Here is a 26,654-nt window from a genome sequence, read left to right on the forward strand (position 1 = left end):
CATATTAATCGCAATACATAGGAATCAGCGCATTACCATTCAAGCATAGTCATACGATGACTACAGGAATCAGCCGACCCGCCGTCGCTCAGACTCCTGGCTGAAGTCACGGCTGGCCTGCACCAGCATGCGCGTGTAGTCGTGCACGGCCTGGTCCTGGCTCAAGGCCTGGCAGTCGAGCAATTCGACGATCCGGCCGTGCTGCATCACCGCTACCCGGTCGCACAAGTGAGTGACCACCCCCAGGTCATGGGTGACCAGCAGATAGGTGAGTTTCTCGCGCTGGCGCAGGTCCGCCAGCAGGTTGAGGATCTCGGCCTGGACCGACACATCCAGGGCCGAGGTCGGTTCATCCAGCAACAGCACGCGGGGCTCAAGGATCAATGCGCGCGCAATCGCCACCCGTTGGCGCTGCCCACCGGACAACTGATGGGGATAGCGGAAGCGGAAGCTGTCGTTGAGGCCGACCTTGAGCAGGATCTCGTTGATCCGGTCGTCCTTGTCCCCTACCCCGTGGATGATCAGCGGCTCGCGCAGGGCGGTGTCGATGGTGTGCCTGGGGTGCAGGGAGCCGTAGGGGTCCTGGAAGACCATCTGCACTTTGCGAAAGTGCTCCTTGGGAATCTTGTGCTGCAACGGCGCGCCGGCGATGCTCAGCTCGCCATTCCAATGCCGGTATTGTCCCGCCAGGCAGCGCAGCACGGTGGTCTTGCCCGAACCGGACTCCCCCACCAGGCCGAACGATTCGCCGTCGGCGACACTCAGACTCACATCGTGCAGCACCTGGTTGATGGCAGCGCCGGTGCCGAAACTCAGGTTCAAGGCGTGCGCTTGGATCATGGGCATGGTCAGGTTCCTTATTGAGTCAGCCAGAGTGGATCGCGCTTGAGCACCGGCAGGTGCACGCGACGGTTATCCATGCTCGGCAGCGCGGCCAGCAGGCCACGGGTGTAGGGATGCTCGGCGTATTGCAGGTCGCAGGCAGCCAGGGATTCGACCACGCGCCCGGCGTACATCACCAGCACGCGGTCACAGTAGTTGCGCACCAGGTTGAGGTCGTGACTGACAAAAATCAGCCCCATCTGCTGCTGGTCCACCAGTTCTTCCAGCACATTGAGTACTTGCTGGCGCACCGAGACATCCAGGGCCGACGTAGGCTCATCGGCAATGATCACTTCCGGGCGAGTGATGACCATCATCGCGATCATGATGCGCTGGCCCATACCGCCGGACACCTCGTGGGGGTACAGGTTGTAGACCCGCTTCGGATCGCGGATATGCACCTGCTCGAGCATCTGCATGACCCGCTCGCGCGCATCACTGCGACTGGCCTTGTGGTGGGCCAGGTAGGCTTCGGCAATCTGGTCGCCCACCTTGACCACCGGGTTCAGCGAGTACTTGGGGTCTTGCATGATCATCGAGATGCGCTGGCCGCGAATCTTCTGCATCGCTTTTTCACTGGCCGAGAGCAGGTCGACTTCGCCGAACGCCATGGCCTTGGCGGTGATTTTCGCACTGGGCGGATGCAGCTTGAGCAGGCTGCGCCCGACGGTGGACTTGCCTGAGCCGGACTCACCGACAATCGCCAGTTTCTCCCGCCCCAAGGTAAAGGACACATCGCGCACAGCGTGGGTTTCTTTCTGGCCACTGACGAAGCGCACATTCAGCCCTTCGACATTCAGTTTGATGGCGGACATAAGGTGTTCTCCGATTATTCGCTGCGCGGATCAAGGATGTCCCGCAGGCCATCGCCCAACAGGTTGAAGGCCAGGCTGACCAACATGATCGCCGCCCCGGGAACCGCCACCAGCCACCAGCACTCGAGCATGTAGCGGCGCCCGGTGGAAATCATCGCGCCCCACTCCGGCAGCGGCGCCTGGGCACCCAGGCCGAGGAAGCCCAACGCGGCGGCGGTGAGGATGATCCCGGCCATGTTCATGGTCAGGCGGATGATCACCGAGGACAGGCACATCGGCACGATATGGCGCAGGATAATCCGCGCCGGCGACGCGCCTTGCAGTTCCACGGCGACGACAAAGTCGGCGTTGCGCAGGGACAGGGTTTCGGCCCGCGCGAGCCGCGCAATCGGTGGCCATGAGGTCAAGGCAATCGCCACCACCGCATGCTCCAGGCCAGGGCCCAGGGCGGCGATAAAGGCCAGCGCCAGGACCAGGCTGGGAAAGGAAATAAAGATATCGGTCAGGCGCATGAACACGGTGTCGACCGCCCCGCCGAAATAGCCCGAGACGGTGCCGATAAACAGCCCGATGGGACCGACGATCACGGTTACCAGGGCAATGATGTACAGCGTGATCCGCGAGCCATAGACCAGCCGACTGAAAATATCCCGGCCGTATTCGTCGGTGCCGAACCAGTGCGCCGAGCCCGGCGCCTGCAAGGCTGTGGCGAGGTTTTGCGTGACCGGGTCATGGGTGGCGATCCACGGCGCAAAGGCCGCGACCACCACCAAGAGCAGCGCAACCAGCAGACCCGCCAGGGTCATGGGGTTGCGCAACAGGTGACGCAGCACCCGCAGGCCGCTCTTGCAGAAGGCATCGAAGCTGGAGCCCGGCGAGCGATCCACCGGCCGCTTCGCCGCCGTGTCGATGGAAGACAGATTGGCATTCATAAGCATCTTCTCTGTGTGAATTCTGAAGGGCCGCAGCCCCACTCAACGCTGCTTGTAGACACCCAGGTAACGGGTGGCCTCGGCATCGTCACCACTGAAACCCTTGACGTCGGCCGCGCTGACCACGGTGTCGGTCATCTGCGAGATCATCAGGATCGGCCCCACCTGCTGGTCATAGAGCGTCTGCGCCTGGTGATACAGGCTGACCCGCTGTGCCGAATCGCGCGTCACGCCCGCCTGGTCGATCAGGCTGTTGAGCTGCGGATTGAAGAATGAAGCGCGCCAGCCCTGGAAGTTCGGCAAGCCGGCGTCATCGCTGTTGTCGGGGTTGTAGGCGAAGGTGCGCAGGCTGAAATACGGATGCGGATAGCGCTCGGCGCCACGGGCCACGATGATCTCGAAATTGCGCGCGCGCATGGCGCCGTAGACCTGGTTGCCGGTGCCGGTGACGATGCTGGCCTTGATCCCGCCTTCGGCCAGGGTCGCTTGCAGGCGCGCGGCGATGTCAATGAACGGCGGCTCCGACAGCGTGCGAATGGTGGTGTTGAAACCGTTGGGGTAACCCGCCTCGGCCAGCAGCTTTTTCGCCTTGGCTACGTCCATGTGATAACCCGGATCCGGCAAGCGCGCTTCCAGCCCCAACTGCATCGGCTGCTGATTGAGCTTGCCGTAATACGGCATCACCTGTTCATCCAGGCCCTTGTAGTCGATCAGGTTGCGCACGGCTTCACGCACCTGAGTCTTGGCAAACTCGGGTTGCTTCATGCTCATCGCCACGTAGTACATAGTGCCGCGCGGCAATGATTGCACCTGGATCTTGTCCGAGCCGTCGATGGCGCGAATGTCCGGCGCCGCCATGCCGTAGGCCAGGTCGAGGTCGCCGCGTTCGAGCATCAGGCGCAAGGATTGGGATTCGGTCATGTGCCGCACCACCACGCGCTTGAGCTTGGCCGCGCCGCCCCAGTAGCCGTCGAAACGGGTCAGCAGCAGCGAATCGTTGGCGCTCCATTTGCTCAGCACGAAGGGGCCACTGCCGGCCTCGTTGGTCACCAGCCAGCCGGCACCGAGGTCGCCGTTTTTCTCATGCGCCAGGGCCGTCTTGCGGTCCACGACCACAGCGCTCGGCGAGATCGCCAGGGAGTCCACCAGCAGCAGCGGGTCCATGGTCTGCGGCAGGTCGATGACCAGGGTGTGGGCGTCCGTGGCGCGGATCAGCGATTGGATATTCTCGACGCTGTAGCCGTAGGCCTTCCAGGTGGTGGCCAGGCCGAAATTGAGCTTCATCACCCGGTACAGCGACCACGCCACGTCCTCGGCGGTCAGCGGGTTACCCGAATGGAATTTCACATCCTGGCGCAGATGAAAGGTCACCTGCTTGCCGTCTTCGCTGATGTCCCAGCGTTCGGCCAATTGCGGCAGGTGTTTTTCCGGGTTGCCCTGGTCGCGCTTGATCAGCGTGTCGTAGAGGTTGGCGTTGACGCCGGAGGCATCCAGGCCGGGCGCATTGGCCGGGTCGATGGAAAACAGGTTGACCATGCTCATGCCGACGATCAATTGATCGGCGGGGGTCTTGGCGCTGGCCGTTGTCATCGGCCCAAGGGCGAGCATCGCCGTCAACAGGCCAAGGTGCAGTGTTGAAAATACCGTCTTCATGCAAAATTCCTTCTTTTTATAGTTTTATCGGTACGGCGCAGTGCGTTAACGGGTACGGGGGTCGAACACCTTGTACAAGGCGTCGCTGATCAGGTTGAGCGCGACGAAAATCAAGCCGATCACCAACACGCAGCCCATCACCGCGTTCATGTCGCCGAGCATCAGGCTGCTGGTCAGGTACTGGCCGAACCCCGGCCAGGCAAACACGGTTTCGATCAGCACCGCGCCCTCCAGCAACGAGCCGTAGGCCAGCGCAACCACCGTCAGCAACTGCACGAGGATGTTGCGAAACGCATGCCCCCACACCACCTGGCGACGGGACAGGCCCTTGACCCGCGCGGTGATGATGTACTCCTGGGACAGCTGCTCGAGCATGAAGCTGCGGGTCATGCGGCTGATATACGCCACCGAGTTCAGGCCGAGGATCAGCGCCGGCAACACGATGTGGCGCAGGGCGCTGGCGAAGGCCTCCCAGTCACGTGCCAGGGTCGAGTCGATCAGCAGCAGGCCGGTGACCTCGGGCACCATGCCGTCATAGGCCAGGTCGATGCGCCCCGCTCCACCGGCCCAGCCGAGCCAGGCGTAGAACACCAGCAACCCCATCATGCCCAGCCAGAAAATCGGCGTGGAATAGCCGAACAAGGTGATCACCCGCGCCACGTGATCGCCGAGGCGCCCCTGGTTGCTGGCGGCACAGACGCCCAGCGGCAAACCGATCAGCACGCCGAACAGAATCGCCAGGGTGGCCAGTTCAATCGTCGCGGGGAAGACGCGCAGGATGTCGTCGAGCACCGGGTGGCCGGTCAACAGCGCGTTGCCGAAGTCACCGTGGAGCAGATCGTTGAGGTAAAGACCGAATTGGGTCCAGATCGGCTTATCCAGGCCCATCGACCGGTACACCTGATCATAGGTGGAACTGTCGGCATCCGGCCCGACTACCGCCAGCACGGGGTCGAGCGGCATGACCCGGCCGATGATGAACGTCAGGGCCAGCAGGCCGAGCAAGGTCACCAGCACCGTACCCGCGCGCCGGGCCGTGTTGGACGCGCGAGCGCCCATGACAGAGGCAGTCATAACAAACATAGTGAGCTCCTGATAATCGGTCAGCGCTTCTTGTAGACGTCTTTGTAGCGCGTGGTCGCGGCGGTATGGCCCTGGAAGTCGGCCACGTCTTCGTACACCACCACGGTGTCGGTCATTTGCGAGACCGGCAAAATGGCCCCGACCTGCCGGTCGACCTGCTCCTGGATGTCGCGGTACTGGGCCAATTGCTTGCCTGTGTCAGGCTCGACTTCCGCGCGCTCGATCAGCTGGTTCAGCTCAGGGCTGTAGAAGGATGTGCGCCAGCCCTGGAAGTTGGTGAGCTTGGCTTCATCGCGGTTATCCGGGTTGTACACCAGCGTACGCAGGCTGGAGTGCGGATGCCGTTCCGCCCCGCCACCGCCGCGGCCGACGATGATGTCGAAGCTGCGCTCACGCATTGCGCCGTAGATCTGGTTGCCCGTGCCGGTGATGATGCTGGCGTCGATACCGGCCTGGGCCAGGGTCGACTGCAGGTTGGAGGCAATGTTGATAAACGGCGGTTCGGCGAGCACGCGAATGGTGGTCTTGAAACCGTTGGGGTAACCGGCCTCGGCCAGCCAGGCCTTGGCCTGCTTGACGTTGAGCGTGTAGCCGGGATCCGGCAGGCGCGCGGCCAGGCCCAGGGGCAGCGGCCGTTGGTTGATCACGCCGTAATGGGGCATGACGGTCTGGTTGATGCCCTGGTAGTCGATCAGCGCACGCACGGCCTTGCGCACACGCGCATCGGCAAACATCGGTTGCTTCACACTCAGGGCGACGTAGTACAGGGTGCCGCGCTGCAAGGTCTGGGTGCGGACCTTGGCGCTTTTCTGCAGGGCTTCAATGTCCGGCGCGGACATGCCTTTGGCGATGTCCAGGTCGCCGCGCTCGATCATCAGGCGCAACGACTGCGACTCGGTCATGTTGCGCATGACGATGCGCTTGAGCTTGGCCGGGCCGCCCCAGTACCCGTCGAAACGGCTCATCAGGATCACGTCGTTGGCGCGCCAGTCATTGAGCACGAACGCACCGCTGCCGGCGGCGTGAGTCACCAGCCAGGCGGCGCCCATGTCGTTGTTCTTCTGGTGTTCGAGGACTTTCTTGCGATCGAGGACAAAGGCGCTCGGCGAGGTCGCCAGGGTGTTGAGCACCAGCAGCGGGTCAGTGGGCCGGGGCAACTCGATCACAAAGGTCGCGGCATCCGTGGCACGCATGTAGCGCTCGACGTTCTCGGCGGTAAAGCCGTAGGCCTTCCAGGTGGAGGCCAGTGCGAGGTTGAGCTTGAGCACGCGCTGCAACGACCAGGCAACGTCTTCGGCACTCAGGTCATTGCCGGACTGGAATTTCACGCCGGTGCGCAGGTTGAAGGTCAGGGTCTTGCGGTCATCACTGACCTGCCAGCGCTCGGCCAGCGCCGGTACCAGGCGATCCGGCTGGGCGACGTCCTGCACCAGCAACATGTCATAGAGGTTGGCGTTGATCTCCGACACGTCCAGGCCGGTGGCCGCCGCCGGGTCGAGGGACAGCAGGTTGATCATGCTCATGCCGACGATCAATTGATCGGCCGGGGTTTTTGCGAAGCTTGCAGGTACAGCGGTGACAGCCAGCGCGGCGACGAACACCCGCGCCCATAGCGAAGGGAAAATGCTCATAACAAGAGTGCCTTTTTTATATTTATAGGGCTCTTGATCAGCCCGACGGATGCCGGACTGACCCTGTACACGTCAGAAGCTTTTAAGCGTATTGGTCTCGATGAAGTTGAAATCGATGTCTTCACCCAGGCCCGGCAAGTCGGACAGGTGCACAAAACCGTCGCTGTCCATCGGGTCTACCAGACACTTGAGGTAGGCCGGTACTTCGTCGTAATCCAGGTACGGGTGCAACAGGCCACGCTCATACCAGGTGCAGTTCTTGATCGCGCCGACCACGGCCAGGTTGGCCGCACCGTTGCCATGAATCTCGCAATCCATGCCGAAGGATTCAGCCAGGTGGGCAACCTTCAGGCACGGCGCAATGCCGCCGACGCCCGCCACACCGGCGCGCAAGATATCGCACACATCGTGCTTGACCCAACTGGCGCGGCTCAGGTGTTTGCCGGACAGGGTTTCCGGGCCCAGCACCGGAATGTCCAACTGCCCCGCCAGCCAGGCATAGGACTCGGCGGACTCTTCCATCATCGGCTCTTCGAACCAGGCGAAGTCGAGCTTCTCCAGCTCACGCCCGATGTACAGCGCTTCGGTGCGGCTGTACCAGTGATAACCATCGAGCATCAGGGCGATGTCCGGGCCGACCGCTTCGCGTACCGCCGCGCAAGCCTGCACGTCGATGCGCGGGCTCGGGGCGAAGGACACCGGCGGCATCCAGGTGTGCAGCTTGATGGCCTTGTAGCCGCGCTGCACCAGGGTCTCGGCAAAACGCCCGTAGTCTTCCGGGGTCGCCAGGCCTCCGGGCAGTTCGTCGCCACACATGGTGGAGCCGTAGGCGGGCACCTTGTCGCGGAAACCACCAATCAACTTGTGCACCGGCACACCCAGCTTGCGCCCGGCCCAATCCCACAGGGCCTGCTCCACCAGCGCCAGGGCGCGGTCGGTCAACTGGCTGGCACTGCCGCGCTGCCAGTGCGCGAGGTCGTGCCAGATCTTTTCGCGATCAAAAGCGTTCTGCCCCACCAGCACTTTGCGCACGAAACCATCGAGCACATACGGGCGAATCAGTTCAGGGGCGCCGAAGGCATAACCCTCCTGGCCGTCTTCGGTCTGGATGCGCAGCAAAGCCATCTGCGCCTGGGTGACATCACCCGGGTGTGCATGGCCGGCACCGTCCACTGCGCGGCGGGTCGGGTAGGAAAATACCTGGACGTTGACTGCTGTGATTCTCATGGACGTCGTAAGCCTTCTTATTGGATTTGTGACGGAAGTGTCGTCTGTTGCGACCGATCATAGGTCATCGTACAACACTTGAAAAGACCCAATAACCCGCCCCTCTTCTGCATGCATTTTCAGTAAATCCCGGCAAAACCCCTATTTTTAAAGACAACCAAGGAATAACTCGGATTGCTGTAAAGCCCTATTCACTGGGCACATATATTTCAAGATGTTTCAAAACCACCGATAACCCATAGACGAGTCATCTTGTCGTACGATAACGTATATCGGCACCTTAGATGAGAGCCATACGCAACAACCCACTGCCGTAGCAACCGTCAAACGACCCTAACAAAAACAAAAAAGAAGACCGTATGAACACCACCCTACGCACGCTCGTTACTGCCCTGACCCTCGGCCTGCCGCTGTATGTCAGCGCTGACTCTGCCAGCATCAACTACCGCCACCAGTTCACCGAGGAGGACAGCGCCCACGCTGACCGAATCAAGCTCAACTACCGCCTGGACAGTGGCCTGGGATTTGAAGCGGAAATGAAATACCGCACCGCCGGAGACCGTGAAGACGTCGCCTACGACAACATGGTCAACAACGGGCACGAGTTCACCGTGAGCTACAACTACAAACTCAGCGCGCAATCGACGTTGACCCCGGCGTTCCAGATGGACAGCTCGAAAGACTCGACCACCTACAAGTTCGGCCTCAAGTACAACTACAAGATCAACGACGCCTTCTACGCCGCCACGCGCTATCGCCTGGATGCCAAGAAGCTGGACCGCGACCAGGTCGACGAGGACTTGCCCGACCACATCAAGGATGACCAGACCACCCATCGTTTCGAGGGCTGGCTCGGCTACACGCCGGCCAGTAAGTGGGCGTACGAATATCAGTTCATCTACTTCAAGACTGACTACATCCGCTACGACAACAAGAAAAGCGATTACGAACAGAACCTGATCGTCAAATACAAGCTCACCAAGGAATGGGCCCCGTTCATGGAGATTGGTGATGTGAAGGTCAACGCCACGTCCGAAGACCGCCAGGCGCGGTGGCGCCTGGGCATCCAGTACAACTTCATGTAAAGCCCCCACGCCTTGCCTGGCGAGTGCGCATCGCTCGACAGGCAAGCCACCTGCATTCAGCGTTCAATGGAAGACCTGACCATGACCACACCACCCAAACCCTTCACGCGCATCTTGCTCACCGGCGCTGCCGGCGGCCTGGGGCAAATCCTGCGGAACACCTTGCAGGCCCATGCCGACATCGTCCGCGCATCGGACATCAGCCCCATGGCCCCCAGCCGTGGAGAGCACGACGAGGTGATCACCTGCAACCTGGCCGACAAGGCCGCCGTGGCGGCACTGGTCACCGGCGTCGACGCCATCGTTCACCTGGGCGGGATTTCCGTGGAGCGGCCGTTCGAGGAGATTCTCGACGCCAATATTCGCGGCACGTTCCACATTTATGAGGCGGCGCGACAGCAGGGGGTCAAGCGGATTGTGTTTGCCAGCTCCAACCACGTCACCGGTTTCTATCCCCAGGACGTTGAACTGGACGTGCACTCACCGCGCCGTCCGGATGGCTACTACGCCCTCTCCAAGTCCTACGGCGAAGACCTGGCGGCGTTCTACTTTCACCGCTATGGGATTGAAACCGTGAGCTTGCGCATCGGCTCGTCGTTCCCCGAGCCGCGCAACCGGCGGATGCTGTCGACGTGGCTGAGCTACACCGACCTGGACCACCTGGTGACGCGCGCCCTGCTGGCCAAGGATGTGGGGCACAGTGTGGTGTATGGCGTCTCGGCCAATCGCGATCGCTGGTGGAGCACCCGGCACACCGAGCACCTGGGCTTTGCGCCCAAGGACAGTTCGGAAGCGTTTCGCGCCAAGGTCGAGCAGCAACCGCCAGCGCCGGCCGATGAACCGGGCAGCCGGCTTCAGGGCGGCGCGTTCACCGCGGCCGGGCCGTTCGACAACTCGGCGGCGGCGGCTTCATAGGCCCGGCGCATGCGCTCGCGGCTGTTGGACAGGTGCAGGCGCATCGCCGCCCGAGCCGCATCGGCGTCACGGCGCAGGATGGCTTTGTAGATGTCCTCATGCTCACGGCTCAAGCGCTCCAGGAAGGGCTCCTTGTTGTCGTTGGCCAGGCGTTTGGAGTGCAGGCGTGTACGCGGCAGGATGTTGAGCCCCAGGTGCAACATGATGTCGGTGAAATAGCGATTGCCCGTGGCCAGCGCGATCTGCTGATGGAACTGAAAGTCTGCCGACACCGCGTAGTCGGCACTCACCGCCCGCGAGTTCAGCGCATCCAGCGAGTCGCGCATCACCTGCAATTGCTCGTCGGTCCGCCCCACGCACGCCAGGCCGGCAGCCTCCACCTCCAGGCTGATGCGCAACTCCAGCACGGCCAGCACATCCTGCAAGGTCACGATGCTGTCCGGGTCGATGCGAAACCCGCTGGGGCTCGGGATATCCTTCACAAAGGTGCCGACGCCGTGCCGGGTTTCCACCAGGCCCGAGGCCTGCAGGCGCGAAATGGCCTCGCGCACCACCGTGCGGCTCACCCCATGTTCGGCCATCACTTCGGATTCGGTGGGCAGCTTGGTGGCACGCGGCAGCTCACCGGAACAGATGCGCCGGGAAAGCTCGGTGACCAGTTCTTCGGCCAGGCTGCGGTGCCGGCGGCGAACGGTGGGCTGGACGTTCGGGTTGTCCATCAAGAACGGGTATCTCGGTTGGCGAAGGAACGCGCATCATAGCGCATTCGGTTGTACGACAACCCTCCCTGTGGCTCCCAGCGCCTCCCCCTACGCGAAAAGCCTCTGCCAGGCCGCTCTCAGCGGCTGCCGAGCGGACTAAAAATGTGCAGGATTGCTCGACGCCCCTGCTCATGATCGGGCTATGATCGACCGATATGAACCGGACGCCCGATGCCCCATGCCCGTTGACCTGCAAGCGCTGTACCCGAAACTGATCCACCTGATGCTGGATACGGTATTTGTCGTCGACGGCGACAGCCAGATTGTCTTCGTCAGCGATGGCTGCGAGGCCCTGCTCGGCTACCGTGCCGACGAACTGGTCGGCACCCTGATCACCCACTACATGCACCCGGAAGACCTGGCGCGCACCCGAGCCTCGATTGTGCGGGTCATGAACGGTCAATCCCATGTCGACTTTCGCAATCGCTATCTACGCAAGGATGGCAGTGTGGTGCACATCCTGTGGGCGGCCTTCTGGTCCAAAGAGGTGGGCGCGCGCATCGGCGTCGCACGGGACGTGACGGCGCTCACCCAGGCCGAAGAAGAACTGCGCTTCCTTGCCCACCATGATCCGCTGACGGGCCTGACCAACCGCTCACTGTTCAATGATCGGCTGGACCAGGCCCTGCACAGTGCGCAGTCCCACAACCGCGGCCTGGCGTTGCTGTTCCTGGACATCAATGACTTCAAGGGCATCAACGATGTGCATGGCCATGCCATGGGCGATCGCGTGCTGTGTGCGATCGCCCGACGCCTGGAACGCTGCGTACTCGACAGCGACCTGGTGGCGCGGATGGGCGGTGATGAGTTCACGGTGCTGTTGACCGACATCCCGTCGCGGGAGGCTATTTCTGCCAGGGTGGTGCAGATACTCGCGGTCATGGCCGAGCCGCTGGGGCCCGAGTTTGGTGGGGTGAAGATGCCGTCCTGCAGCATCGGCGTGGCGGTTTATCCCCAGGACGGAGAGGATGCCGACACCCTGCTCAGCCATGCGGACGGTGATATGTACCGGATAAAAAGGCAGCGATTGGCGGCTGAGTGACCAGAAGGCGGTTTGCATCAGGCAGGTAGGTCCACCCGCCCGATGCAGAAGCCCTCAGACGCTCACAACCGACAGGCATTGACCGGCGGAACCCGACCGCGCCAGGGCTGGGCCCGCTCCAGCTGCCCCGCAAGGGCCAGCAGGGTACTTTCTTCGCCAAAGCGAGCGGCGAAGTGGGCGCCCATCGGCAGGCCGGCAGCGCTCCAGTGCAACGGCACCGACATTGCTGGTTGCCCGCTGGCATTGAACAGGGCCGTGAACGGTGAGTAGCTGTGGAACCGTTCGATCAGTTCCTCCAGGCTCAAGCGGTCGTCTTGCAGGTCCAGCTCCCCGATCGGCACCGGCTCGCGGGCCAGGGTCGGCGTGAGGATCAGGTCGTAATCCTGCATGAACACCGCCAACTGCCGGCCCAGGGCATGAATCCATTCCACGGCACCGGCGTACTGCGCACCGCTGACAGCCCCTTTGCAGCGCAAGATAATGCGGGTGCGGGCTTCCAGCTCCTCAGGCTGCACGGCGAAACCGCGCATCTGCCCCAACACATCGACGTAGTGACGCGTGCTTGCACCGATGATGGTGAAGACCTGATCGAGAAACGCCGGCAGCGCCACCGGCAAGTTGACCGGTTCAACGCGGTGGCCCAGGGACTCGCACAACCTGGCGGCCTGACGTACGGCTTGCACACTTTCGCCGGAGGTCGGCCAAGGCCCGAGCTGCTCGACCAGGGCGATCCGCAGCGGCCGAGGGTCCTGCTGCAGCGCGGTGACATAGGGCCGCGCCTGCAGCGGCGCGGCATAGGGTGCGCCCAGGTCGATCCCGGCCGTGGCATCCAGCAGCGCGGCGCTGTCACGTACCGACAAGGTAATCGCATGGGGGCTGCCCATGCCGGCCCAGCCCTCGCCGATCATCGGCCCGGAAGGCAACAGCCCACGGCTGGGCTTGAGGCCGAAAACCCCACAGCAGGACGCCGGCACACGCAAGGAACCGCCGCCATCGTTGCCATGGGCAAACGGTACGACGCGCGCCGCCACCAAGGCTGCCGCGCCGCCGCTGGAACCGCCGGCACTGTGACCGATATTCCAGGGGTTGCGCGTGGCGCCAAAGCGGTTGGACTCGGTGGAATACGAGGTGCCGAATTCGGGTGAGGTGCTGGTACCGACAATCACGCACCCGGCACGGCGGATACGGCTTACGTGTTCGGCTTCAAAGTCAGCGCGAGCGCCTCCCAACGCCTGCGAGCCATGGGTCATCGCCGCGCCGTTGACCGGCGAAAACAGATCCTTGATCAGGGTCGGTACCCCGGCAAACACACCGGGGCCGGGGCGCGACGCGCGTACCGACTGGCGGGCCGAATCGTAAAGCCGCTCGGCCACCGCATTCAGCTGCGGTTCGACCCGTTCGATACGCTCGATCACCGCTTCCAGCAGCTCGCCGGGCTGCACCTCACCGCGCCTGACCCATTCGGCCAAACCGGTGGCGTCTTCGCTGTCCAGCAGGTTGTGGATGTCCATGCTTATCTCCTCTTGATTACGAATGACTTGATCCGAATGCCTGGGTCAGCGCTTTGCGCCGTGCTTGCAGGCCTGCCAGTGCCCAGGCCAGGGCCGAGGCAAAACTGGCGCAGGCCAGCCACAGGATTGAACGACGCACGTCACCCGAGTAAACGCTGAGCACGGCCACCACCAGCGGGCTGACAAATTGACCGAAATACAGAAACGCCGTGAACCCACCCAAGCCGCGCCCGCGGGTTTTCGCGCTCAGGGCATTCATCACCGGCGCCATCGCGTTGGGCACCAGCAGCCCGGCGCCCAGGCCATGGATCAGCACGGCCACCAGCACCATGCTGTAGCTCGGTGCGCGCATCAGCAGCCACAACCCCAAGCCCAGCAGGCTCAGCAACAGCGCATTGCAACCGGGGATACCGATGCGCCGGCGCAGCAGCGGCCAGGCTAACGAACCGCCCAGGGTCGCCAGCAGACTGCCCCCCGCCGAGAGCCCGATCATCGTGCTTGAAGTGATGCCGAGGCTGACGAGTAAAACCGGCGCCTGGATCGGCACGATAAAACTCAGCACCATCCCACTGAGGATCAGCAGATAACCGAGCACCAACGGCAGCACGGCCACCCTGCCCTGTTCAGCCACCTCGACGGGCTGGCGAGCGGCGGCGGGTTCCCACAGCACCTTGATCATCATCGGCACCAACAGCAGTGGCAGCAGGTACAACAGGAATGGCAGGCGCCAGGAGTGTTCGCCCAACGCGCCGCCCACGACATAGAACAGCGAGCCGACCAAACCGATGGTGACCACTTGCCGATTGATGTAGCGCAGCCGTTCCTCGCCGTGCCAATAGTCGGCAATCAGCGTCGCGCAACAGGTCATCACCGCCGCCTCCGCCGCGCCGAACAGCAGGCGTACACCGACGATGGCGGGCAAGTTATCCAGCAGCGCCGGGATGGCCCCGAGCACGGCATACAACAGCGTGGCGATCACCAGCAACGCCTTGCGCCCGACCCGGTCGGCCAACCAGCCGGCCAGGGGGGCGCACAGCGCAATCGCGAGTGCCGGCCCGGTAACCGCCAAAGGCACCAGCAGGTCGGCGCGCGGTTCCAGCGCACCGAACTCGGCGCCCAGCTTGGGCAGGATCGGCGCGACCATGGCCGCGCCCATGATGGTCAGGCTGCTGCCCAGCATCAGCACCAGCCCTTCACGGCGCCCGGTGGCTTGCCGCGGCGAGGGGGAATCGGAATGTGATGAGTTCATGGCCAGCCCCTTAGAAACTTTGAGAAATGCGCAGTGCCACGGTGTAACCCTCGGCACGGTTGCGGGCATCGGTTTCCTTGTAGGCGTGCAGCCAAATGGGCGGCAGACCGGGCTTGAAGTAACTCACGGCCGGCCCGACAGCCAGCACCCGCGCCCGGTTGCCCGATTGCAGCCCCGGCGCGTCGTCATCGCTGAACTGACGGTAGTAGTAACCGCCCAGGCCCAGGGTCCACGGCCCTACATGCTGGCCCACGGCAAATTCGTGGCGGTACTCGACACCGTTCTTGTAGTCGGTCGCGGGGTTGCGGGTATTGACGTCCACCTCAACGCTTGAGGAAACCTCGAAGCCACTGTCGGTGATGTAGGTGGCGTTGACGATCGGCGAGAACGTCCAGTGATTGAGCCCTGGGGAGATCAAACGATTCTTGTCGTAGTCACCGGTGGGCGCCTGGATCTGCAGTTGCGTGTTGATAAACAGGTTCGGCGACAGGTTCCATTGCAGGATCACCGGCAGAAACTGCATGTCGGCCATTCGAAACGGATCGGCCTCCAGGCTCAGCGGGCCGGCCGGGGTCGGTACCTTGACGGAAGCGTCCATCTTGAAGAACGGTACCACCACGCCGAAACCATAGTTGGCACCCAGCACCGTGTGATCGGTCATGCGCATGTAGGCGACGCCGATGGACAACACATCCAGTGAGAAGTGGTTGTCGACGGAGCGACCGTTACGGTCCTTCTGCACATTGGCCGAGTAAAACGCCGTGCGCAGTCCCACGGTCCCGAACGGCGTGGCCGGCGGCATCATCCCCGCGCCGAAATCGTACACACCGACAGCGGTGGTCGGCGCACCGTTCTCGGTGGCCTGGACACTGGCGCAGCAACCCAGCAGCCCCAGGGTGAACAGCGTCATGCGTGTGGCGCTTGCATTATTGTGGTGAATCATCGAATGCCCCTCCCATCAAGTGGTGTGGGCCATCCTAGTAACGCGCAGAGTGAGGCGGTTATCCGTTTTCAGCAGAGTTGTGTGCGACGCAGGGTCTGGGACGGGCTTTCGCCGAACATGGTGCGGTAATCGCTTGCGAACCGGCTCAAATGCCAGAAGCCCCAGCGCGCCGCCACTTCCTGTACGCCGTGGGCTTGGGTGCTGGTTCGCAGTTCGCGGCGCACCGCATTGAGGCGCAGTGCCCGCAGATAGGCCACCGGGTTGATGCCCAGGGTCTCCTGAAAACAGTACTGGAGTTTGCGCCGGCTGGCGCCGATGTGGTTGCACAGGTCAAGGATCGACAGCGGCTCGTCCAGGTGACTCAATGCATATTCGCGGGCGCGATCGACCATCCTTTTGCGCGCCGTGGGATTGAGGGGTGGCGCCTGGTCCGGGGCGATCAACTCCAGCATATGCAGCATCACCGCATCGCGGATGCCGCGGCGGATCGAGTCATGTCCGAGCACGGCATCGCAGCCCGCCAGCTCGTCGAACAACGCCGCGAGGTCACGTTGCACGGATGAATCACCCAAGCGGTAACACCTGGGAAGATCGGTAATTCGAAACTGAATGCCCTGGCACTCCAGCACATGTTCCAGGGCGTGCTCTTCGATGGCCACGCCGAGCAGGTCCAGGTGCTGTGGAGTGTGCAGCTCGGGCAGGTTTTCACCGTGGGCCACCAACAGGCTGGGCTCGTGGATCGGATGCCCCGAGCAATACACCGGGCCGTCGGCACTCAAGGGAATACTGAAGGTGATCGCACCTTTCCAGGCCACACCACTCTTGACCATGGCCTGATTAGAGCGGTCGCGCACCAGTTGCATCCAGTCCGAGCGGAACTCCAGCAACTCACCGGCAAAGGGGCCAGGTGACAACTGATCGTAGCGAACCTGCCAGCCGCCCATATTGCGTGCGTGCTCGTCGATGTCGCTGGTCAGGAAACGCTGGAGGGGTAACGCCGGTGGAAGCACCACCGAGGCCGCAGGCATCTGCACATTATTATTGTTCATTGACCTAACCTTTTTCAGTTGCAAGGCTTACAGGTCGTATCGCACGCAAGTTCCATTCCGAACCCGGGGCAGCGCGTGCATGTGTGCCGAAAATGGATAGTGAGGATTTGCGCCCGCGATGCCCTCTACGGGCAAAGATGTTCACCTATTAATGAAATATTGGCGCGTTCAAGGCTTGATGTTTTTCAGCTCATTGAGCAAGCCCAGCAACTGCTCCATCTTCTCGGCGCCAAACTGCTCTTCGATCTTCTGGTAGTTGCTTTCCATGCCTTCGCTCATGGAGACGAAACACTGCTGGCCGCGCTCGGTGAGGCCCACGAACACCCGACGCTGATCCTGGCTGGACTTCTGCCGACGCACCAGGCCGTCGCGCTCCAGGCGCGTCAACACTCCGGTCATGCTCGGTTTCAGGATGCAGGCCTGCTGGGCGAGTTGATGGCTTTCGAGTTCGCCCTGCTGGCGCAGGATCCGAATGACCCGCCACTGTTGCTCGGTCAGGGCATGCTTGTTCAACGCCGGGCGGAAGAACGCCATTGCGGCTTCACGGGCTTGCAGCAGGGTCAGGGTCAGCGAAGGTCTGGGGTTGGCCATATCGGCACCAATTGGATGGGCGAGTCGGCAGCTTAGTGTCGCCGGCCAACCGCTGCAAGCGGCCTGGGGGCTGTGAAAAGTACAATCGGTTCGGCGTAAAAGCCATTCTGTTGCACCGCGGCGATGCTCATGATGATCCGCACAAGATCAACAAGACCCCCCTTATGCCTGGCTCAACGCAATCCCGATTGGCGCTGGCGGTACTCCCCCGGAGTGAGCTGGGCGTAACGCTGGAAAAAACGACTGAAATAGGCCGGGTCCTTGAACCCCAGCTGATAGCAGATCTCGTTGGCCGAGCTGCCGGTAAACAGCAGCAGGCGCTTGGCTTCCTGCATCAGGCGCTCCAGGATCAGGCGCTTGGACGGCAGGTCGGCAATACGCCGGCACACGTCGTTGAGCCGTGCTTCTGTCACCCCAATGCCCTGGGCATACCGCGACAACGGCCAGTGTTGCTGGTAGTGCGCTTCGATCAGCTCGTTGAAGCGGTGGAAGATTTTCAAGTCTTCGTGGCGGGCGGGCGTGGCTTTCAACGAGTTCGAACACAGCCGCAACAGGCTGATCATGATCAACCGCGTCAGGCTGTCCAGGGCTGCGCTGCGCCCGGAGCGCTGGGCTTTTACCTCTTCGCGCAGTTCCTCGAACAGATAATCCAGGCGGCGGATATCGCCCGCGTATTGCGGCGCCAACTGCGTCAGGGCGACACACGCGGCCGGCAATTGCACACCGGCCGGCGCCAGGCTGGCGTCGGCTTCGATCAGTTGCCACACCAATTGCTGACGCACCGTGAGCACATGCCCGTCACTGTCGGCCTCGGTCACAAACGAGTGCGGCACCGTGGGTGGCGTGAGGAAGAACATCGGCCCGGACTCGACGTATTGCTGGTCGTCCAGGTACACGCGCACGGTGCCGCTTTTTACGTAGTGAACCTGGAAGAACCGGTCATGCCGGTGAACGGGCATGTTGCGCCCGAAGAAATCCGCCAGGTTGGCCAGCTTGTCGTAGTGGGCTTCGGCGTCGCTGTAGCGCTGGTCGTACACCTGGCCAATGTTGATGTTCGGGATGGGTTGACGGTCGCTCATCGCACGCTACTCGTTTTTATTGTGATTGCCCTGATGCAGCGGTGCTCACCCTGCAAGCACCCCGTGGACAGTCTACACCCTTGACGATAGTTAACATCTTAATTATAACTGTTAACACATTAACTAAATGCAAGGCCGCCATGGCCCTGCCAGGAGAACCCATGAGCCGTGCCTTGCATGACATCGCGACCGGCACCCTTTTCGGTGTCGCGCTGAACTACCAGGGGTTGCTCAAGCAGCGCCTCGCCGAATTCGAACAGCCGCCGTACCAGAAACCGCCGGTCAAGCCGGTGCTGTTCATCAAGACGCCCAACACCCGCAACCAGCACGGCGCCGAGGTGGTGCATCCCGGCCAGGGCGAACGCTTGCAGCCTGGGCCGGCATTGGGGGTGGTGATGGGCAAGAGCGCCAGCCGCGTCAGCGTAGATGAAGCCCTCGACTACGTGGCCGGCTACACCCTCGTCAATGAGTTCAGCCTGCCGGAAGACAGCTACTACCGTCCCGCCGTCAAAGCCAAATGCCGCGATGGGTTCTGTGCCATCGGGCCCGAGCTGATCCCCACCGCACAGGTCTCGAACCCGCACAATCTCGCGATCACGCTGTACGTCAACGGCGAGGTTCGCCAGCACAACACCACGGCCAACTTCGTGCGCAACATTCCATTGCTGATCGCCGAGATCAGCGAATTCATGACCCTGCACGCAGGCGATGTGCTGATCACCGGCACGCCAGAAGGCCGGGTGGATGTGCAGCCCGGCGACACCGTGGAGGTCGAGATCAGTGGCCTCGGCCGCCTGGTCAACCACATCAAGGCAGAGGAGCTCCCATGAAACACGCCCGTATTCGCTTTGAAGGTGAAGTCCATTCGGTACAAGTAGAAGCTGAAAACGCCGTGCGCCTGGCCGACGGTCGCCTGTTGGCCGAAGACCAGGTGCAATGGCTGCCACCGGCCACCGGCAGCATGTTCGCCCTGGGCCTGAACTATGCCGACCACGCCGCTGAACTGGCGTTCAAGCCGCCGACCGAACCCCTGGCCTTCATCAAGTCCGTGGGCACCTACACCGGCCACAACCAGGTGACCTGGCGCCCGGATAACGTCGCCTACATGCACTACGAGTGCGAACTGGTGGCCGTCATCGGCAAGCCGGCGCGCAACGTCAAGCGCGAAGACGCCCTGGATTACCTGGCGGGCTACACCGTGTGCAACGACTACGCCATTCGCGACTACCTGGAAAATTACTACCGGCCCAACCTGCGCGTGAAAAACCGCGACGCCACCACGCCTGTCGGCCCGTGGATCGTCGATGTAGCCGATGTGCCGGACCCGGGCAACCTGAAACTGCGCACCTGGATCAACGGCGAGCTGCGCCAGGAAGGCAGCACCCAGGACATGATTTTCGACATTCCCTACCTGATCGAATACCTGTCCAGCTTCATGACCCTGCAACCCGGCGACATGATCGCCACCGGCACGCCCGAAGGCCTGGCGGACGTCGTGCCTGGCGATGAAGTGATTGTGGAAGTCGAAGGCGTAGGCCGCCTGGTTAACCGAATTGTCAGCGAAGCGGCGTTCTTCAGCGCCCGTAAAGAGGCTTGAGCAGCATGATCAAACATTGGATCAACGGCCGTGAGGTCGAAAGCAAAGACGTGTTCGTCAACTACAACCCGGCCACCGGCGAAGCCATCGGTGAAGTCGCCAGCGGCGGCGCCGAGGAAGTCGCGCAAGCCGTGGCGGCGGCCAAGGAAGCCTTCCCGAAATGGGCCGGCACCCCGGCCAAGGAACGGGCGCGCTTGATGCGCAAGCTCGGCGAACTGATCGAACAGAACGTGCCCCACCTGGCCGAACTGGAAACCCTCGACACCGGCCTGCCGATTCACCAGACCAAAAACGTATTGATTCCCCGCGCCTCGCACAACTTCGATTTTTTCGCCGAAGTCTGCACGCGCATGGACGGCCACAGCTACCCGGTCGATGACCAGATGCTCAACTACACCCTGTACCAGCCGGTGGGTGTCTGCGCGCTGGTGTCGCCGTGGAACGTGCCGTTCATGACCGCCACCTGGAAGACCGCGCCGTGCCTGGCCCTGGGCAATACCGCGGTGCTGAAAATGTCCGAGCTGTCGCCGCTGACCGCCAACGAACTGGGGCGCCTGGCGGTGGAGGCCGGGATTCCAAAAGGCGTGCTCAATGTCATCCAGGGTTACGGCGCCACCGCCGGCGATGCCCTGGTGCGTCACCCCGATGTCCGCGCGATTTCCTTCACCGGCGGCACCGCCACCGGCAAGAAAATCATGCAGACCGCCGGGCTGAAGAAGTACTCCATGGAACTGGGCGGCAAGTCGCCGGTGCTGATCTTCGAAGACGCCGACCTGGAACGCGCCCTCGACGCCGCGCTGTTCACCATCTTCTCGCTCAACGGCGAACGCTGCACCGCCGGCAGCCGGATCTTTATCCAGGAAAGCGTGTACCCGCAGTTCGTCGCCGAGTTTGCCGCGCGCGCCAAGCGCTTGATCGTCGGCGACCCGCAAGACCCGAAGACCCAGGTCGGCTCGATGATCACCCAGGCCCACTACGACAAGGTCACCGGCTACATCAAGATCGGTATGGAAGAAGGCGCCACTCTGCTCGCCGGTGGCCTGGAGCGCCCGGCCAACCTGGCGGCGCATCTGAGCAAGGGCCAGTTTATCCAGCCCACGGTGTTCGCTGACGTGAACAACTCCATGCGTATCGCCCAGGAAGAGATCTTCGGCCCGGTGGTGTGCCTGATTCCGTTCAAGGACGAAGCCGAAGCGCTGCAACTGGCCAACGCCACCGAGTACGGCCTGGCGTCTTACATCTGGACCCAGGACATCGGCAAGGCGCATCGTCTGGCCTATGGCATCGAAGCGGGCATGGTGTTCATCAACAGCCAGAACGTGCGCGACCTGCGCCAACCGTTCGGCGGCGTGAAGGGCTCCGGCACCGGCCGTGAAGGCGGCCAGTACAGCTTCGAAGTGTTCGCCGAGATCAAGAACGTGTGTATCTCGATGGGCAGCCATCACATTCCACGCTGGGGCGTCTGAGCAACACCAGTCCCCCGAAGACAAAAACAACAATTTCAGGAGCATCATCATGGGCGAAGTCGTCCTGGCGGCGAAAATCTGCCACGTACCCTCGATGTATTTATCGGAGCTGCCTGGCAAGCATCACGGCTGCCGCGAAGCGGCGATTGCCGGGCACAAGGAAATCGGTCGGCGCGCCCGCGAGCTGGGCGCCGATACCGCCGTGGTGTTCGACGTGCACTGGCTGGTCAACAGCGCCTATCACGTCAACAGCGGCGAGCACTTCAAGGGCATCTACACCAGTAACGAACTGCCGCACTTCATCAAGAACATGGCCTACGAATACCCCGGCTGCCCGGAGCTGGGCGAACTGATCGCCGCCGAGGCCAACGCCGCCGACGTGCGTACCCTGGCCCACAACATCCCGAGCCTGGAGCTGGAATACGGCACCCTGGTGCCGATGCGCTACATGCACATGGGCGTACCGGACGAGCAGACCTTCAACGTCGTTTCGATTGCCGCCTGGTGTGCCTGGCATCGCCTGCAAGACAGCTTCACCTTCGGCGCCGCCGTGCGCCGGGCCATCGAGAAGAGCGATCGCAAAGTCGTGGTGCTGGCCTCGGGGTCGCTGTCGCACCGCTTCTCCGACGACCGCAATGCCGAAGCCAATATCCATAACTGGACCCGTGAATTCGACAAACAGGTCGACCTGCATGTGGTGGAACTGTGGCGCCAGGGCCGCTGGAAAGAGTTCTGCGCCATGCTCCCGGACTACGCCGAGCATTGCTTTGGCGAAGGCAAGATGCACGACACCGCCATGCTTCTCGGTTTGCTCGGCGGACCGGACTACGACAAGCCGGCCGAGATCATCACCGAACCCTTCGGCAGCTCGGGCACCGGGCAGATCAACGCCATTTTCCCTGTTTGACCGCATGGCCGCGCGGCATCCCCGCGCAGCCTGAAGGAGCCGTTCATGCCCCACTTCATCGCTGAATACACCGACAACATCGAACAGCAGGCAGACCTGCCGGGCCTGTTTGAAAAAGTCCATGCCTGCCTGGACGCCAGCGGCGTGTTTCCCCTGGGCGGCATCCGCAGCCGTGGCGTGCGCCTGGACACCTGGCGCATGGCCGACGGCAAGCATGACTACGCCTTCGTGCACATGACGTTGAAGGTCGGCCATGGCCGCGACCTGACCACACGCCAGCACGTCGCCGAGCGCCTGTTCGAGGTCATCACCCAGCACTTCGCCGCGCTTCAGGCCCAGCGCCTGCTGGCCTTGTCGTTTGAAATGCTCGAACTGCACGAGCAGCTCAACTTCAAGCAGAACAACGTGCATGCGTTCCTCAAGGCGCAGGTCGGCTAAAGCGCCCTGCCCGTTCACACCCTCGGCCTCTCAGACAAAAAGTATAAGACCATGAGCACAGCCCATACCGCCGCCCCCCTCGGCCAGGTCGCACGCGACCGTACCCACAGCACCATTACCTGGCGGCTGATGCCGCTGTTGCTGGTCTGCTACCTCTTCGCCCACCTCGACCGCATCAACATCGGCTTCGCCAAGATGCAGATGAGCGCAGACTTGAACCTCAGCGACACGGTCTATGGCTTGGGCGCCGGCCTGTTCTTCGTGGCCTATGCGTTGTTTGGCGTACCCAGCAACATGGCCCTGGACCGAGTGGGCCCAAGGCGTTGGATTGCCACGCTGATGGTGGTGTGGGGTGTGCTGTCGACCTGCATGTACCTGATCGACGGCGCCATGGGCTTCTACGTGCTGCGCTTTTTACTGGGGGTGGCCGAGGCCGGTTTCTTCCCGGGCATCCTGGTGTTTCTGAACCGCTGGTACCCGGCCGGTCGTCGCGCGCAGGTCACCGCCCTGTTTGCCATCGCTGTGCCGATGGCCGGGGTGATCGGCGGCCCGCTTTCCGGCGGCATCCTTGAACACTTCCACGACCTGGGCGGCCTGCGCGGCTGGCAATGGATGTTCGTCATCGAAGGCGCCCCCGTGATTCTGCTCGGGCTGGTGGTGCTCAAGTGCCTGCCGGACAGCTTCGAGACGGTCAAGTGGCTGGCGCCGGAACAGAAGCAACACCTGCGCGAGCAACTGCACCAGGAAGAACACCGCAAATCCATCACCTCGTTTTCCGCCATTCTCAGCAACCCACAGGTGTGGCTGCTGGTGGCGGTGTACTTCGCGGTGATGCTGGCGGTCAACACCCTGGCGTTCTGGATGCCGACGCTGATCCACGGCGCCGGCATCGGCAGCGACGGCAAGGTCGGCCTGCTCAGTGCGGTGCCGTACCTGGCCGGGTGTTTTTTCATGATCGGCTGCGGGCGTTCGTCCGACCGCCAGCGTGAACGCCGCTGGCACCTGTGTGTGCCCTTGCTGATGTCGGCCGCCGGCATTGCCATCGCCGGGCTCGCCCCCGCCAACCCGGCCGTGGTGCTGGGCGGCCTGATCGTCGCCGGCATGGGCGCCAGCGCGGCGTTGCCGATGTTCTGGCAACTGCCTCCCGCGTTCCTCTCCAATAACACCCAGGCCGCCGGGATCGCCCTGATCAGCTCGTTCGGCAGCATCGCGTCATTCTTCGCGCCCTACCTGATCGGCTGGATGCGCGACACCACCCAGAGCGCCAGCCTGGCCCTGTACGTCCTGGCGCTGCTGATTGCTCTTGGCGGCCTGCTGGTGCTGCGCACCCGGGCGGCCATCGTCAACCCTCAATAAGAGACTTTTGCCATGCTTGATCAATCGCTCATTTTGCAAGCCGCCGCGCGCCTCGACCAGGCCGAACGTTCACGCGAACAGGTGCGTCAGTTTTCCCTCGATCACCCGGCGATCACCCTCGAAGACGCCTACGCCATCCAGCGCGCCTGGGTGGAACAGAAAATCAGGGACGGGCGCAAGCTGGTCGGCCACAAGATTGGCCTGACCTCCCGGGCCATGCAGGTCTCGTCCAATATCACCGAGCCGGATTTCGGTGCGCTGCTGGACGACATGTTTTTCGATGAAGGCACCGACATCCCCTTCGAGCGCTTTATCGTGCCGCGCGTCGAGGTGGAGCTGGCATTTATCCTGGGCAAACCGCTGAAAGGCCCGAACGTGACAGTGTTCGATGTGCTCGACGCCACCGAATGGGTGATCCCGGCACTGGAGATCATCGATGCGCGCATCCAGCAGGTCGACCCGCACACCAAGGCGACCCGCAAGGTCTTCGACACCATCTCCGACAATGCCGCCAACGCCGGCGTGGTCATGGGCGGGCGGGCCGTGCGGCCCAGCGAGATCGACTTGCGCAAGGTGCCAGCGGTGCTTTACCGCAATGGTGTGATCGAAGAGTCCGGCGTCTCCGCCGCCGTGCTCAATCACCCGGCCAAGGGCGTGGCCTGGCTCGCGAATAAACTGGCCGCCTATGACGTCACCCTGCAACCCGGACAAATCATCCTGGGTGGCTCCTTCACCCGCCCGGTGGCGGCCAACCCTGGCGATACCTTCCATGTCGACTACGACATGCTGGGGTCGATTGCCTGCCGATTCGTTTAACGGGAGAGTGCTCATGGACATGCCTGTCAACACCTTCAAACATCGCCTGCGCAGCGGTGAAACCCAGATCGGCCTGTGGCTGGGCCTGGCCGATGCCTATTGCGCGGAACTGGCCGCCAACGCCGGTTTCGATTGGCTGCTGATCGACGGCGAACATGCGCCCAACGACCTGCGCGGCCTGCTCGGCCAGCTCCAGGCCGTGGCGCCCTACCCCAGCCAGCCGGTGATTCGCCCGGTGATCGGCGACACCGCGTTGATCAAGCAAGTGCTCGACATTGGCGTACAGACCTTGCTGGTGCCCATGGTGGAGAGCGCAGAACAGGCGCGGGAACTGGTGAGAGCCATCCACTATCCACCCCACGGCGTGCGTGGTGTCGGCAGCGCGCTGGCCAGGGCTTCACGCTGGAACAGCATTGCCGGCTACCTCGACAAAGCCGACGAGCAGATGTGCCTGCTGCTGCAGATCGAAAACCGCGAGGGCCTGGCCAACCTGGAGGCGATTGCGGCGGTGGAAGGCGTCGACGGGGTGTTTATCGGGCCGGCGGACCTGAGCGCGTCGATGGGCCATCGCGGCAACCCCGGCCACCCCGAGGTGCAGGCGGCAATCGAAGACGCCATCGCGCGCATCCGCAGCGCCGGCAAAGCCGCCGGCATTCTCAGCGCCGACCAGGCACTGGCGCGGCGCTACATCGAACTGGGCGCGGCGTTCGTGGCGGTGGGCGTCGACACCACGGTGCTGATGCGCGGGCTGCAAAGCCTGGCGGCGGCCTTCAAGGACTCATCGGCGCCTGCCGTCACGGCCGGCGGCGTCTACTGACGTAGCAGCTGCCGAGCGCAAGCGAGGCTGCGTCGGCCGCGACTCGAGCTTGAATCGGCAGCGCGCCTGACGCAGCCTCGCTTGCGCTCGGCAGCTGCTACGGGGGGAGACCTTGGTGGGGGGTTGGCATTCGTAGGATTTGCGCGGTGTTGGATAAGACGGTATCTACGGGGGGTAGTTTAACTAGCGCTTGAGGGTTTTCAGTTCGTTGAGCAAGGTCAGCAAGGTCTGCAACTTCTCTTCGCCAAACCCCGCCTGCAAGCGCTGGTAATTGGCTTCCATGCTCTGGCTCATGGAGTCGAAACAGGCTTGGCCCTTCTCGGCCAGCCGCACCAGCACGCGACGTTGGTCCTGTTGCGCCTTGCGCCGCTCAACCATGCCTGCCGCTTCCATGCGCACCAGCACCCCGGTCATGCTCGGCTTGAGAATGCACGCCAGCTCGGCCAGGCGGTTGATCTCAAGCTCCTCATGCTGGCTGAGAATCCGAATGACCCGCCATTGCTGCTCGGTCAGCCCGTGTTGATTGAGCGAAGGGCGAAAAAACCCCATGGCGGCTTCACGCGCATGGAGCAAAGTGAGGGTCAGGGATTGGCGCGGTTTGGACATGGATGGCGGCGTCGCAATTGGTTAACAGATTAACAACATTCTAGCATTGGCGATTGTTGCCCGTGTGCGGCTTTACCGCGCGGCCGGATTCAGGGTTGATGATTGGCAGCCACGGTCAAGAGCGGCGGCACACAGAATCAAGACACCTACCGCTCGGAAGGCACTTAATACACCCCAACAGGCACAGAGCTTCGTGTCGGCTC

General features: G+C 62.7%; 26 protein-coding genes. 11 read left to right on the top strand and 15 right to left on the bottom strand.

Translation table 11 applies throughout. The features are described from left to right. Positions 1–69: 69 nt before the first annotated feature. The 7 genes from BM416_RS13010 to BM416_RS13040 form a co-directional block, all read right to left on the bottom strand. On the bottom strand, positions 70–846 hold the full coding sequence (locus BM416_RS13010; protein WP_065939670.1) for an ABC transporter ATP-binding protein: 777 nt from the start codon (positions 844–846) through the stop codon (positions 70–72). An 11-nt stretch (positions 847–857) separates the two neighbouring features. After that, positions 858–1,697, bottom strand: a complete 840-nt coding sequence (locus BM416_RS13015; RefSeq protein WP_092488314.1) for an ABC transporter ATP-binding protein — start codon at positions 1,695–1,697, stop codon at positions 858–860. A gap of 14 nt (positions 1,698–1,711) precedes the next feature. Continuing rightward, positions 1,712–2,629 (bottom strand): ABC transporter permease, encoded by a 918-nt coding sequence (locus tag BM416_RS13020; protein WP_092488315.1) that lies wholly within the window; start codon positions 2,627–2,629, stop codon positions 1,712–1,714. 42 nt (positions 2,630–2,671) lie between these two features. Beyond that, complete coding sequence (locus BM416_RS13025) at positions 2,672–4,282, bottom strand: ABC transporter substrate-binding protein (protein ID WP_092488316.1); 1,611 nt, start codon at positions 4,280–4,282, stop codon at positions 2,672–2,674. Positions 4,283–4,327: 45 nt separating this feature from the next. Continuing rightward, the gene (locus BM416_RS13030) at positions 4,328–5,365 is read right to left on the bottom strand and encodes an ABC transporter permease (protein ID WP_065923970.1); all 1,038 of its coding nucleotides are present in this window, start codon (positions 5,363–5,365) and stop codon (positions 4,328–4,330) included. Between the two features lie 20 nt (positions 5,366–5,385). Beyond that, on the bottom strand, positions 5,386–6,996 hold the full coding sequence (locus BM416_RS13035; protein WP_092488317.1) for an ABC transporter substrate-binding protein: 1,611 nt from the start codon (positions 6,994–6,996) through the stop codon (positions 5,386–5,388). Positions 6,997–7,068: 72 nt separating this feature from the next. Then, a complete protein-coding gene (locus BM416_RS13040) occupies positions 7,069–8,223 on the bottom strand; it encodes a mandelate racemase family protein (RefSeq protein ID WP_092488318.1) in 1,155 nt (384 codons plus the stop codon). Positions 8,224–8,582: 359 nt separating this feature from the next. On the opposite strand from BM416_RS13040, the gene BM416_RS13045 reads away from it, so the two are divergent. Beyond that, positions 8,583–9,308: an oligogalacturonate-specific porin KdgM family protein gene (locus BM416_RS13045; protein WP_065939666.1), complete on the top strand. Its 726-nt coding sequence runs from the start codon at positions 8,583–8,585 to the stop codon at positions 9,306–9,308. Between the two features lie 81 nt (positions 9,309–9,389). Further along, on the top strand, positions 9,390–10,223 hold the full coding sequence (locus BM416_RS13050) for an NAD-dependent epimerase/dehydratase family protein (RefSeq protein WP_092488439.1): 834 nt from the start codon (positions 9,390–9,392) through the stop codon (positions 10,221–10,223). Here the strand turns inward: BM416_RS13050 and BM416_RS13055 are convergent. Beyond that, complete coding sequence (locus BM416_RS13055; RefSeq protein WP_065939665.1) at positions 10,163–10,942, bottom strand: FadR/GntR family transcriptional regulator; 780 nt, start codon at positions 10,940–10,942, stop codon at positions 10,163–10,165. The two genes, BM416_RS13050 and BM416_RS13055, sit on opposite strands and share 61 nt — an antisense overlap. A 220-nt stretch (positions 10,943–11,162) precedes the next feature. Between BM416_RS13055 and BM416_RS13060 the strand changes: the two genes are divergently transcribed. Further along, on the top strand, positions 11,163–12,026 hold the full coding sequence (locus tag BM416_RS13060; protein ID WP_092488440.1) for a sensor domain-containing diguanylate cyclase: 864 nt from the start codon (positions 11,163–11,165) through the stop codon (positions 12,024–12,026). 62 nt (positions 12,027–12,088) lie between these two features. Here the strand turns inward: BM416_RS13060 and BM416_RS13065 are convergent, their stop codons facing one another. The 6 genes from BM416_RS13065 to hpaA form a co-directional block, all read right to left on the bottom strand. Continuing rightward, on the bottom strand, positions 12,089–13,537 hold the full coding sequence (locus BM416_RS13065) for an amidase (protein ID WP_092488319.1): 1,449 nt from the start codon (positions 13,535–13,537) through the stop codon (positions 12,089–12,091). A gap of 16 nt (positions 13,538–13,553) precedes the next feature. Next, the gene (locus BM416_RS13070; RefSeq protein ID WP_092488320.1) at positions 13,554–14,786 is read right to left on the bottom strand and encodes an MFS transporter; all 1,233 of its coding nucleotides are present in this window, start codon (positions 14,784–14,786) and stop codon (positions 13,554–13,556) included. A gap of 10 nt (positions 14,787–14,796) precedes the next feature. Beyond that, on the bottom strand, positions 14,797–15,729 hold the full coding sequence (locus tag BM416_RS13075) for a SphA family protein (RefSeq protein ID WP_175472343.1): 933 nt from the start codon (positions 15,727–15,729) through the stop codon (positions 14,797–14,799). Between the two features lie 68 nt (positions 15,730–15,797). After that, a complete protein-coding gene (locus tag BM416_RS13080; protein ID WP_092488321.1) occupies positions 15,798–16,778 on the bottom strand; it encodes a helix-turn-helix domain-containing protein in 981 nt (326 codons plus the stop codon). A 168-nt stretch (positions 16,779–16,946) separates the two neighbouring features. Next, positions 16,947–17,369 (bottom strand): homoprotocatechuate degradation operon regulator HpaR, encoded by a 423-nt coding sequence (gene hpaR / locus BM416_RS13085; protein ID WP_092488322.1) that lies wholly within the window; start codon positions 17,367–17,369, stop codon positions 16,947–16,949. Positions 17,370–17,542: 173 nt separating this feature from the next. Continuing rightward, positions 17,543–18,448, bottom strand: coding sequence for a 4-hydroxyphenylacetate catabolism regulatory protein HpaA (hpaA, locus tag BM416_RS13090; RefSeq protein ID WP_092488323.1), 906 nt, complete (start codon positions 18,446–18,448; stop codon positions 17,543–17,545). 161 nt (positions 18,449–18,609) lie between these two features. Between hpaA and BM416_RS13095 the strand changes: the two genes are divergently transcribed. From BM416_RS13095 to hpaI, 8 genes are read left to right on the top strand one after another with little or no spacing between them, the layout of a single operon-like run. Continuing rightward, positions 18,610–19,278, top strand: coding sequence for a fumarylacetoacetate hydrolase family protein (locus tag BM416_RS13095; RefSeq protein WP_092488324.1), 669 nt, complete (start codon positions 18,610–18,612; stop codon positions 19,276–19,278). Further along, a complete protein-coding gene (locus BM416_RS13100) occupies positions 19,275–20,045 on the top strand; it encodes a fumarylacetoacetate hydrolase family protein (protein WP_092488325.1) in 771 nt (256 codons plus the stop codon). The genes BM416_RS13095 and BM416_RS13100 overlap by 4 nt, the downstream gene beginning before the upstream one ends. 5 nt (positions 20,046–20,050) lie before the next feature. Beyond that, positions 20,051–21,511: a 5-carboxymethyl-2-hydroxymuconate semialdehyde dehydrogenase gene (hpaE, locus tag BM416_RS13105; protein ID WP_092488326.1), complete on the top strand. Its 1,461-nt coding sequence runs from the start codon at positions 20,051–20,053 to the stop codon at positions 21,509–21,511. 49 nt (positions 21,512–21,560) lie between these two features. Next, positions 21,561–22,418, top strand: a complete 858-nt coding sequence (hpaD, locus tag BM416_RS13110; protein WP_074845900.1) for a 3,4-dihydroxyphenylacetate 2,3-dioxygenase — start codon at positions 21,561–21,563, stop codon at positions 22,416–22,418. Between the two features lie 45 nt (positions 22,419–22,463). Next, positions 22,464–22,856 carry a tautomerase family protein gene (locus BM416_RS13115; RefSeq protein WP_092488327.1) on the top strand — a complete coding sequence of 131 codons (393 nt, stop codon included), beginning with the start codon at positions 22,464–22,466 and terminating at the stop codon, positions 22,854–22,856. 51 nt (positions 22,857–22,907) lie between these two features. Continuing rightward, positions 22,908–24,212, top strand: coding sequence for an MFS transporter (locus BM416_RS13120; protein ID WP_092488328.1), 1,305 nt, complete (start codon positions 22,908–22,910; stop codon positions 24,210–24,212). A 12-nt stretch (positions 24,213–24,224) separates the two neighbouring features. After that, positions 24,225–25,028 (top strand): 2-oxo-hept-4-ene-1,7-dioate hydratase, encoded by an 804-nt coding sequence (gene hpaH / locus BM416_RS13125; RefSeq protein WP_092488329.1) that lies wholly within the window; start codon positions 24,225–24,227, stop codon positions 25,026–25,028. A gap of 13 nt (positions 25,029–25,041) precedes the next feature. Then, complete coding sequence (hpaI, locus tag BM416_RS13130; RefSeq protein ID WP_092488330.1) at positions 25,042–25,845, top strand: 4-hydroxy-2-oxoheptanedioate aldolase; 804 nt, start codon at positions 25,042–25,044, stop codon at positions 25,843–25,845. 183 nt (positions 25,846–26,028) lie between these two features. On the opposite strand, the gene hpaR (BM416_RS13135) is transcribed toward hpaI, so the two are convergent. Further along, the gene (gene hpaR / locus BM416_RS13135; RefSeq protein WP_027603487.1) at positions 26,029–26,451 is read right to left on the bottom strand and encodes a homoprotocatechuate degradation operon regulator HpaR; all 423 of its coding nucleotides are present in this window, start codon (positions 26,449–26,451) and stop codon (positions 26,029–26,031) included. Positions 26,452–26,654 lie beyond the last annotated feature (203 nt).

The organism is Pseudomonas sp. NFACC42-2 (assembly GCF_900116055.1).
GTDB lineage: Bacteria > Pseudomonadota > Gammaproteobacteria > Pseudomonadales > Pseudomonadaceae > Aquipseudomonas > Aquipseudomonas marginalis.

Bases quoted from the DNA above. Each gene is read 5' to 3' on its own strand.
- BM416_RS13010 (WP_065939670.1), bottom strand. From the start codon at position 846: ATGCCCATGATCCAAGCGCACGCCTTGAACCTGAGTTTCGGCACCGGC.
- BM416_RS13015 (WP_092488314.1), bottom strand. From the start codon at position 1,697: ATGTCCGCCATCAAACTGAATGTCGAAGGGCTGAATGTGCGCTTCGTC.
- BM416_RS13020 (WP_092488315.1), bottom strand. From the start codon at position 2,629: ATGAATGCCAATCTGTCTTCCATCGACACGGCGGCGAAGCGGCCGGTG.
- BM416_RS13025 (WP_092488316.1), bottom strand. From the start codon at position 4,282: ATGAAGACGGTATTTTCAACACTGCACCTTGGCCTGTTGACGGCGATG.
- BM416_RS13030 (WP_065923970.1), bottom strand. From the start codon at position 5,365: ATGTTTGTTATGACTGCCTCTGTCATGGGCGCTCGCGCGTCCAACACG.
- BM416_RS13035 (WP_092488317.1), bottom strand. From the start codon at position 6,996: ATGAGCATTTTCCCTTCGCTATGGGCGCGGGTGTTCGTCGCCGCGCTG.
- BM416_RS13040 (WP_092488318.1), bottom strand. From the start codon at position 8,223: ATGAGAATCACAGCAGTCAACGTCCAGGTATTTTCCTACCCGACCCGC.
- BM416_RS13045 (WP_065939666.1), top strand. From the start codon at position 8,583: ATGAACACCACCCTACGCACGCTCGTTACTGCCCTGACCCTCGGCCTG.
- BM416_RS13050 (WP_092488439.1), top strand. From the start codon at position 9,390: ATGACCACACCACCCAAACCCTTCACGCGCATCTTGCTCACCGGCGCT.
- BM416_RS13055 (WP_065939665.1), bottom strand. From the start codon at position 10,942: ATGGACAACCCGAACGTCCAGCCCACCGTTCGCCGCCGGCACCGCAGC.
- BM416_RS13060 (WP_092488440.1), top strand. From the start codon at position 11,163: ATGCCCGTTGACCTGCAAGCGCTGTACCCGAAACTGATCCACCTGATG.
- BM416_RS13065 (WP_092488319.1), bottom strand. From the start codon at position 13,537: ATGGACATCCACAACCTGCTGGACAGCGAAGACGCCACCGGTTTGGCC.
- BM416_RS13070 (WP_092488320.1), bottom strand. From the start codon at position 14,786: ATGAACTCATCACATTCCGATTCCCCCTCGCCGCGGCAAGCCACCGGG.
- BM416_RS13075 (WP_175472343.1), bottom strand. From the start codon at position 15,729: ATGATTCACCACAATAATGCAAGCGCCACACGCATGACGCTGTTCACC.
- BM416_RS13080 (WP_092488321.1), bottom strand. From the start codon at position 16,778: ATGAACAATAATAATGTGCAGATGCCTGCGGCCTCGGTGGTGCTTCCA.
- hpaR (WP_092488322.1), bottom strand. From the start codon at position 17,369: ATGGCCAACCCCAGACCTTCGCTGACCCTGACCCTGCTGCAAGCCCGT.
- hpaA (WP_092488323.1), bottom strand. From the start codon at position 18,448: ATGAGCGACCGTCAACCCATCCCGAACATCAACATTGGCCAGGTGTAC.
- BM416_RS13095 (WP_092488324.1), top strand. From the start codon at position 18,610: ATGAGCCGTGCCTTGCATGACATCGCGACCGGCACCCTTTTCGGTGTC.
- BM416_RS13100 (WP_092488325.1), top strand. From the start codon at position 19,275: ATGAAACACGCCCGTATTCGCTTTGAAGGTGAAGTCCATTCGGTACAA.
- hpaE (WP_092488326.1), top strand. From the start codon at position 20,051: ATGATCAAACATTGGATCAACGGCCGTGAGGTCGAAAGCAAAGACGTG.
- hpaD (WP_074845900.1), top strand. From the start codon at position 21,561: ATGGGCGAAGTCGTCCTGGCGGCGAAAATCTGCCACGTACCCTCGATG.
- BM416_RS13115 (WP_092488327.1), top strand. From the start codon at position 22,464: ATGCCCCACTTCATCGCTGAATACACCGACAACATCGAACAGCAGGCA.
- BM416_RS13120 (WP_092488328.1), top strand. From the start codon at position 22,908: ATGAGCACAGCCCATACCGCCGCCCCCCTCGGCCAGGTCGCACGCGAC.
- hpaH (WP_092488329.1), top strand. From the start codon at position 24,225: ATGCTTGATCAATCGCTCATTTTGCAAGCCGCCGCGCGCCTCGACCAG.
- hpaI (WP_092488330.1), top strand. From the start codon at position 25,042: ATGGACATGCCTGTCAACACCTTCAAACATCGCCTGCGCAGCGGTGAA.
- hpaR (WP_027603487.1), bottom strand. From the start codon at position 26,451: ATGTCCAAACCGCGCCAATCCCTGACCCTCACTTTGCTCCATGCGCGT.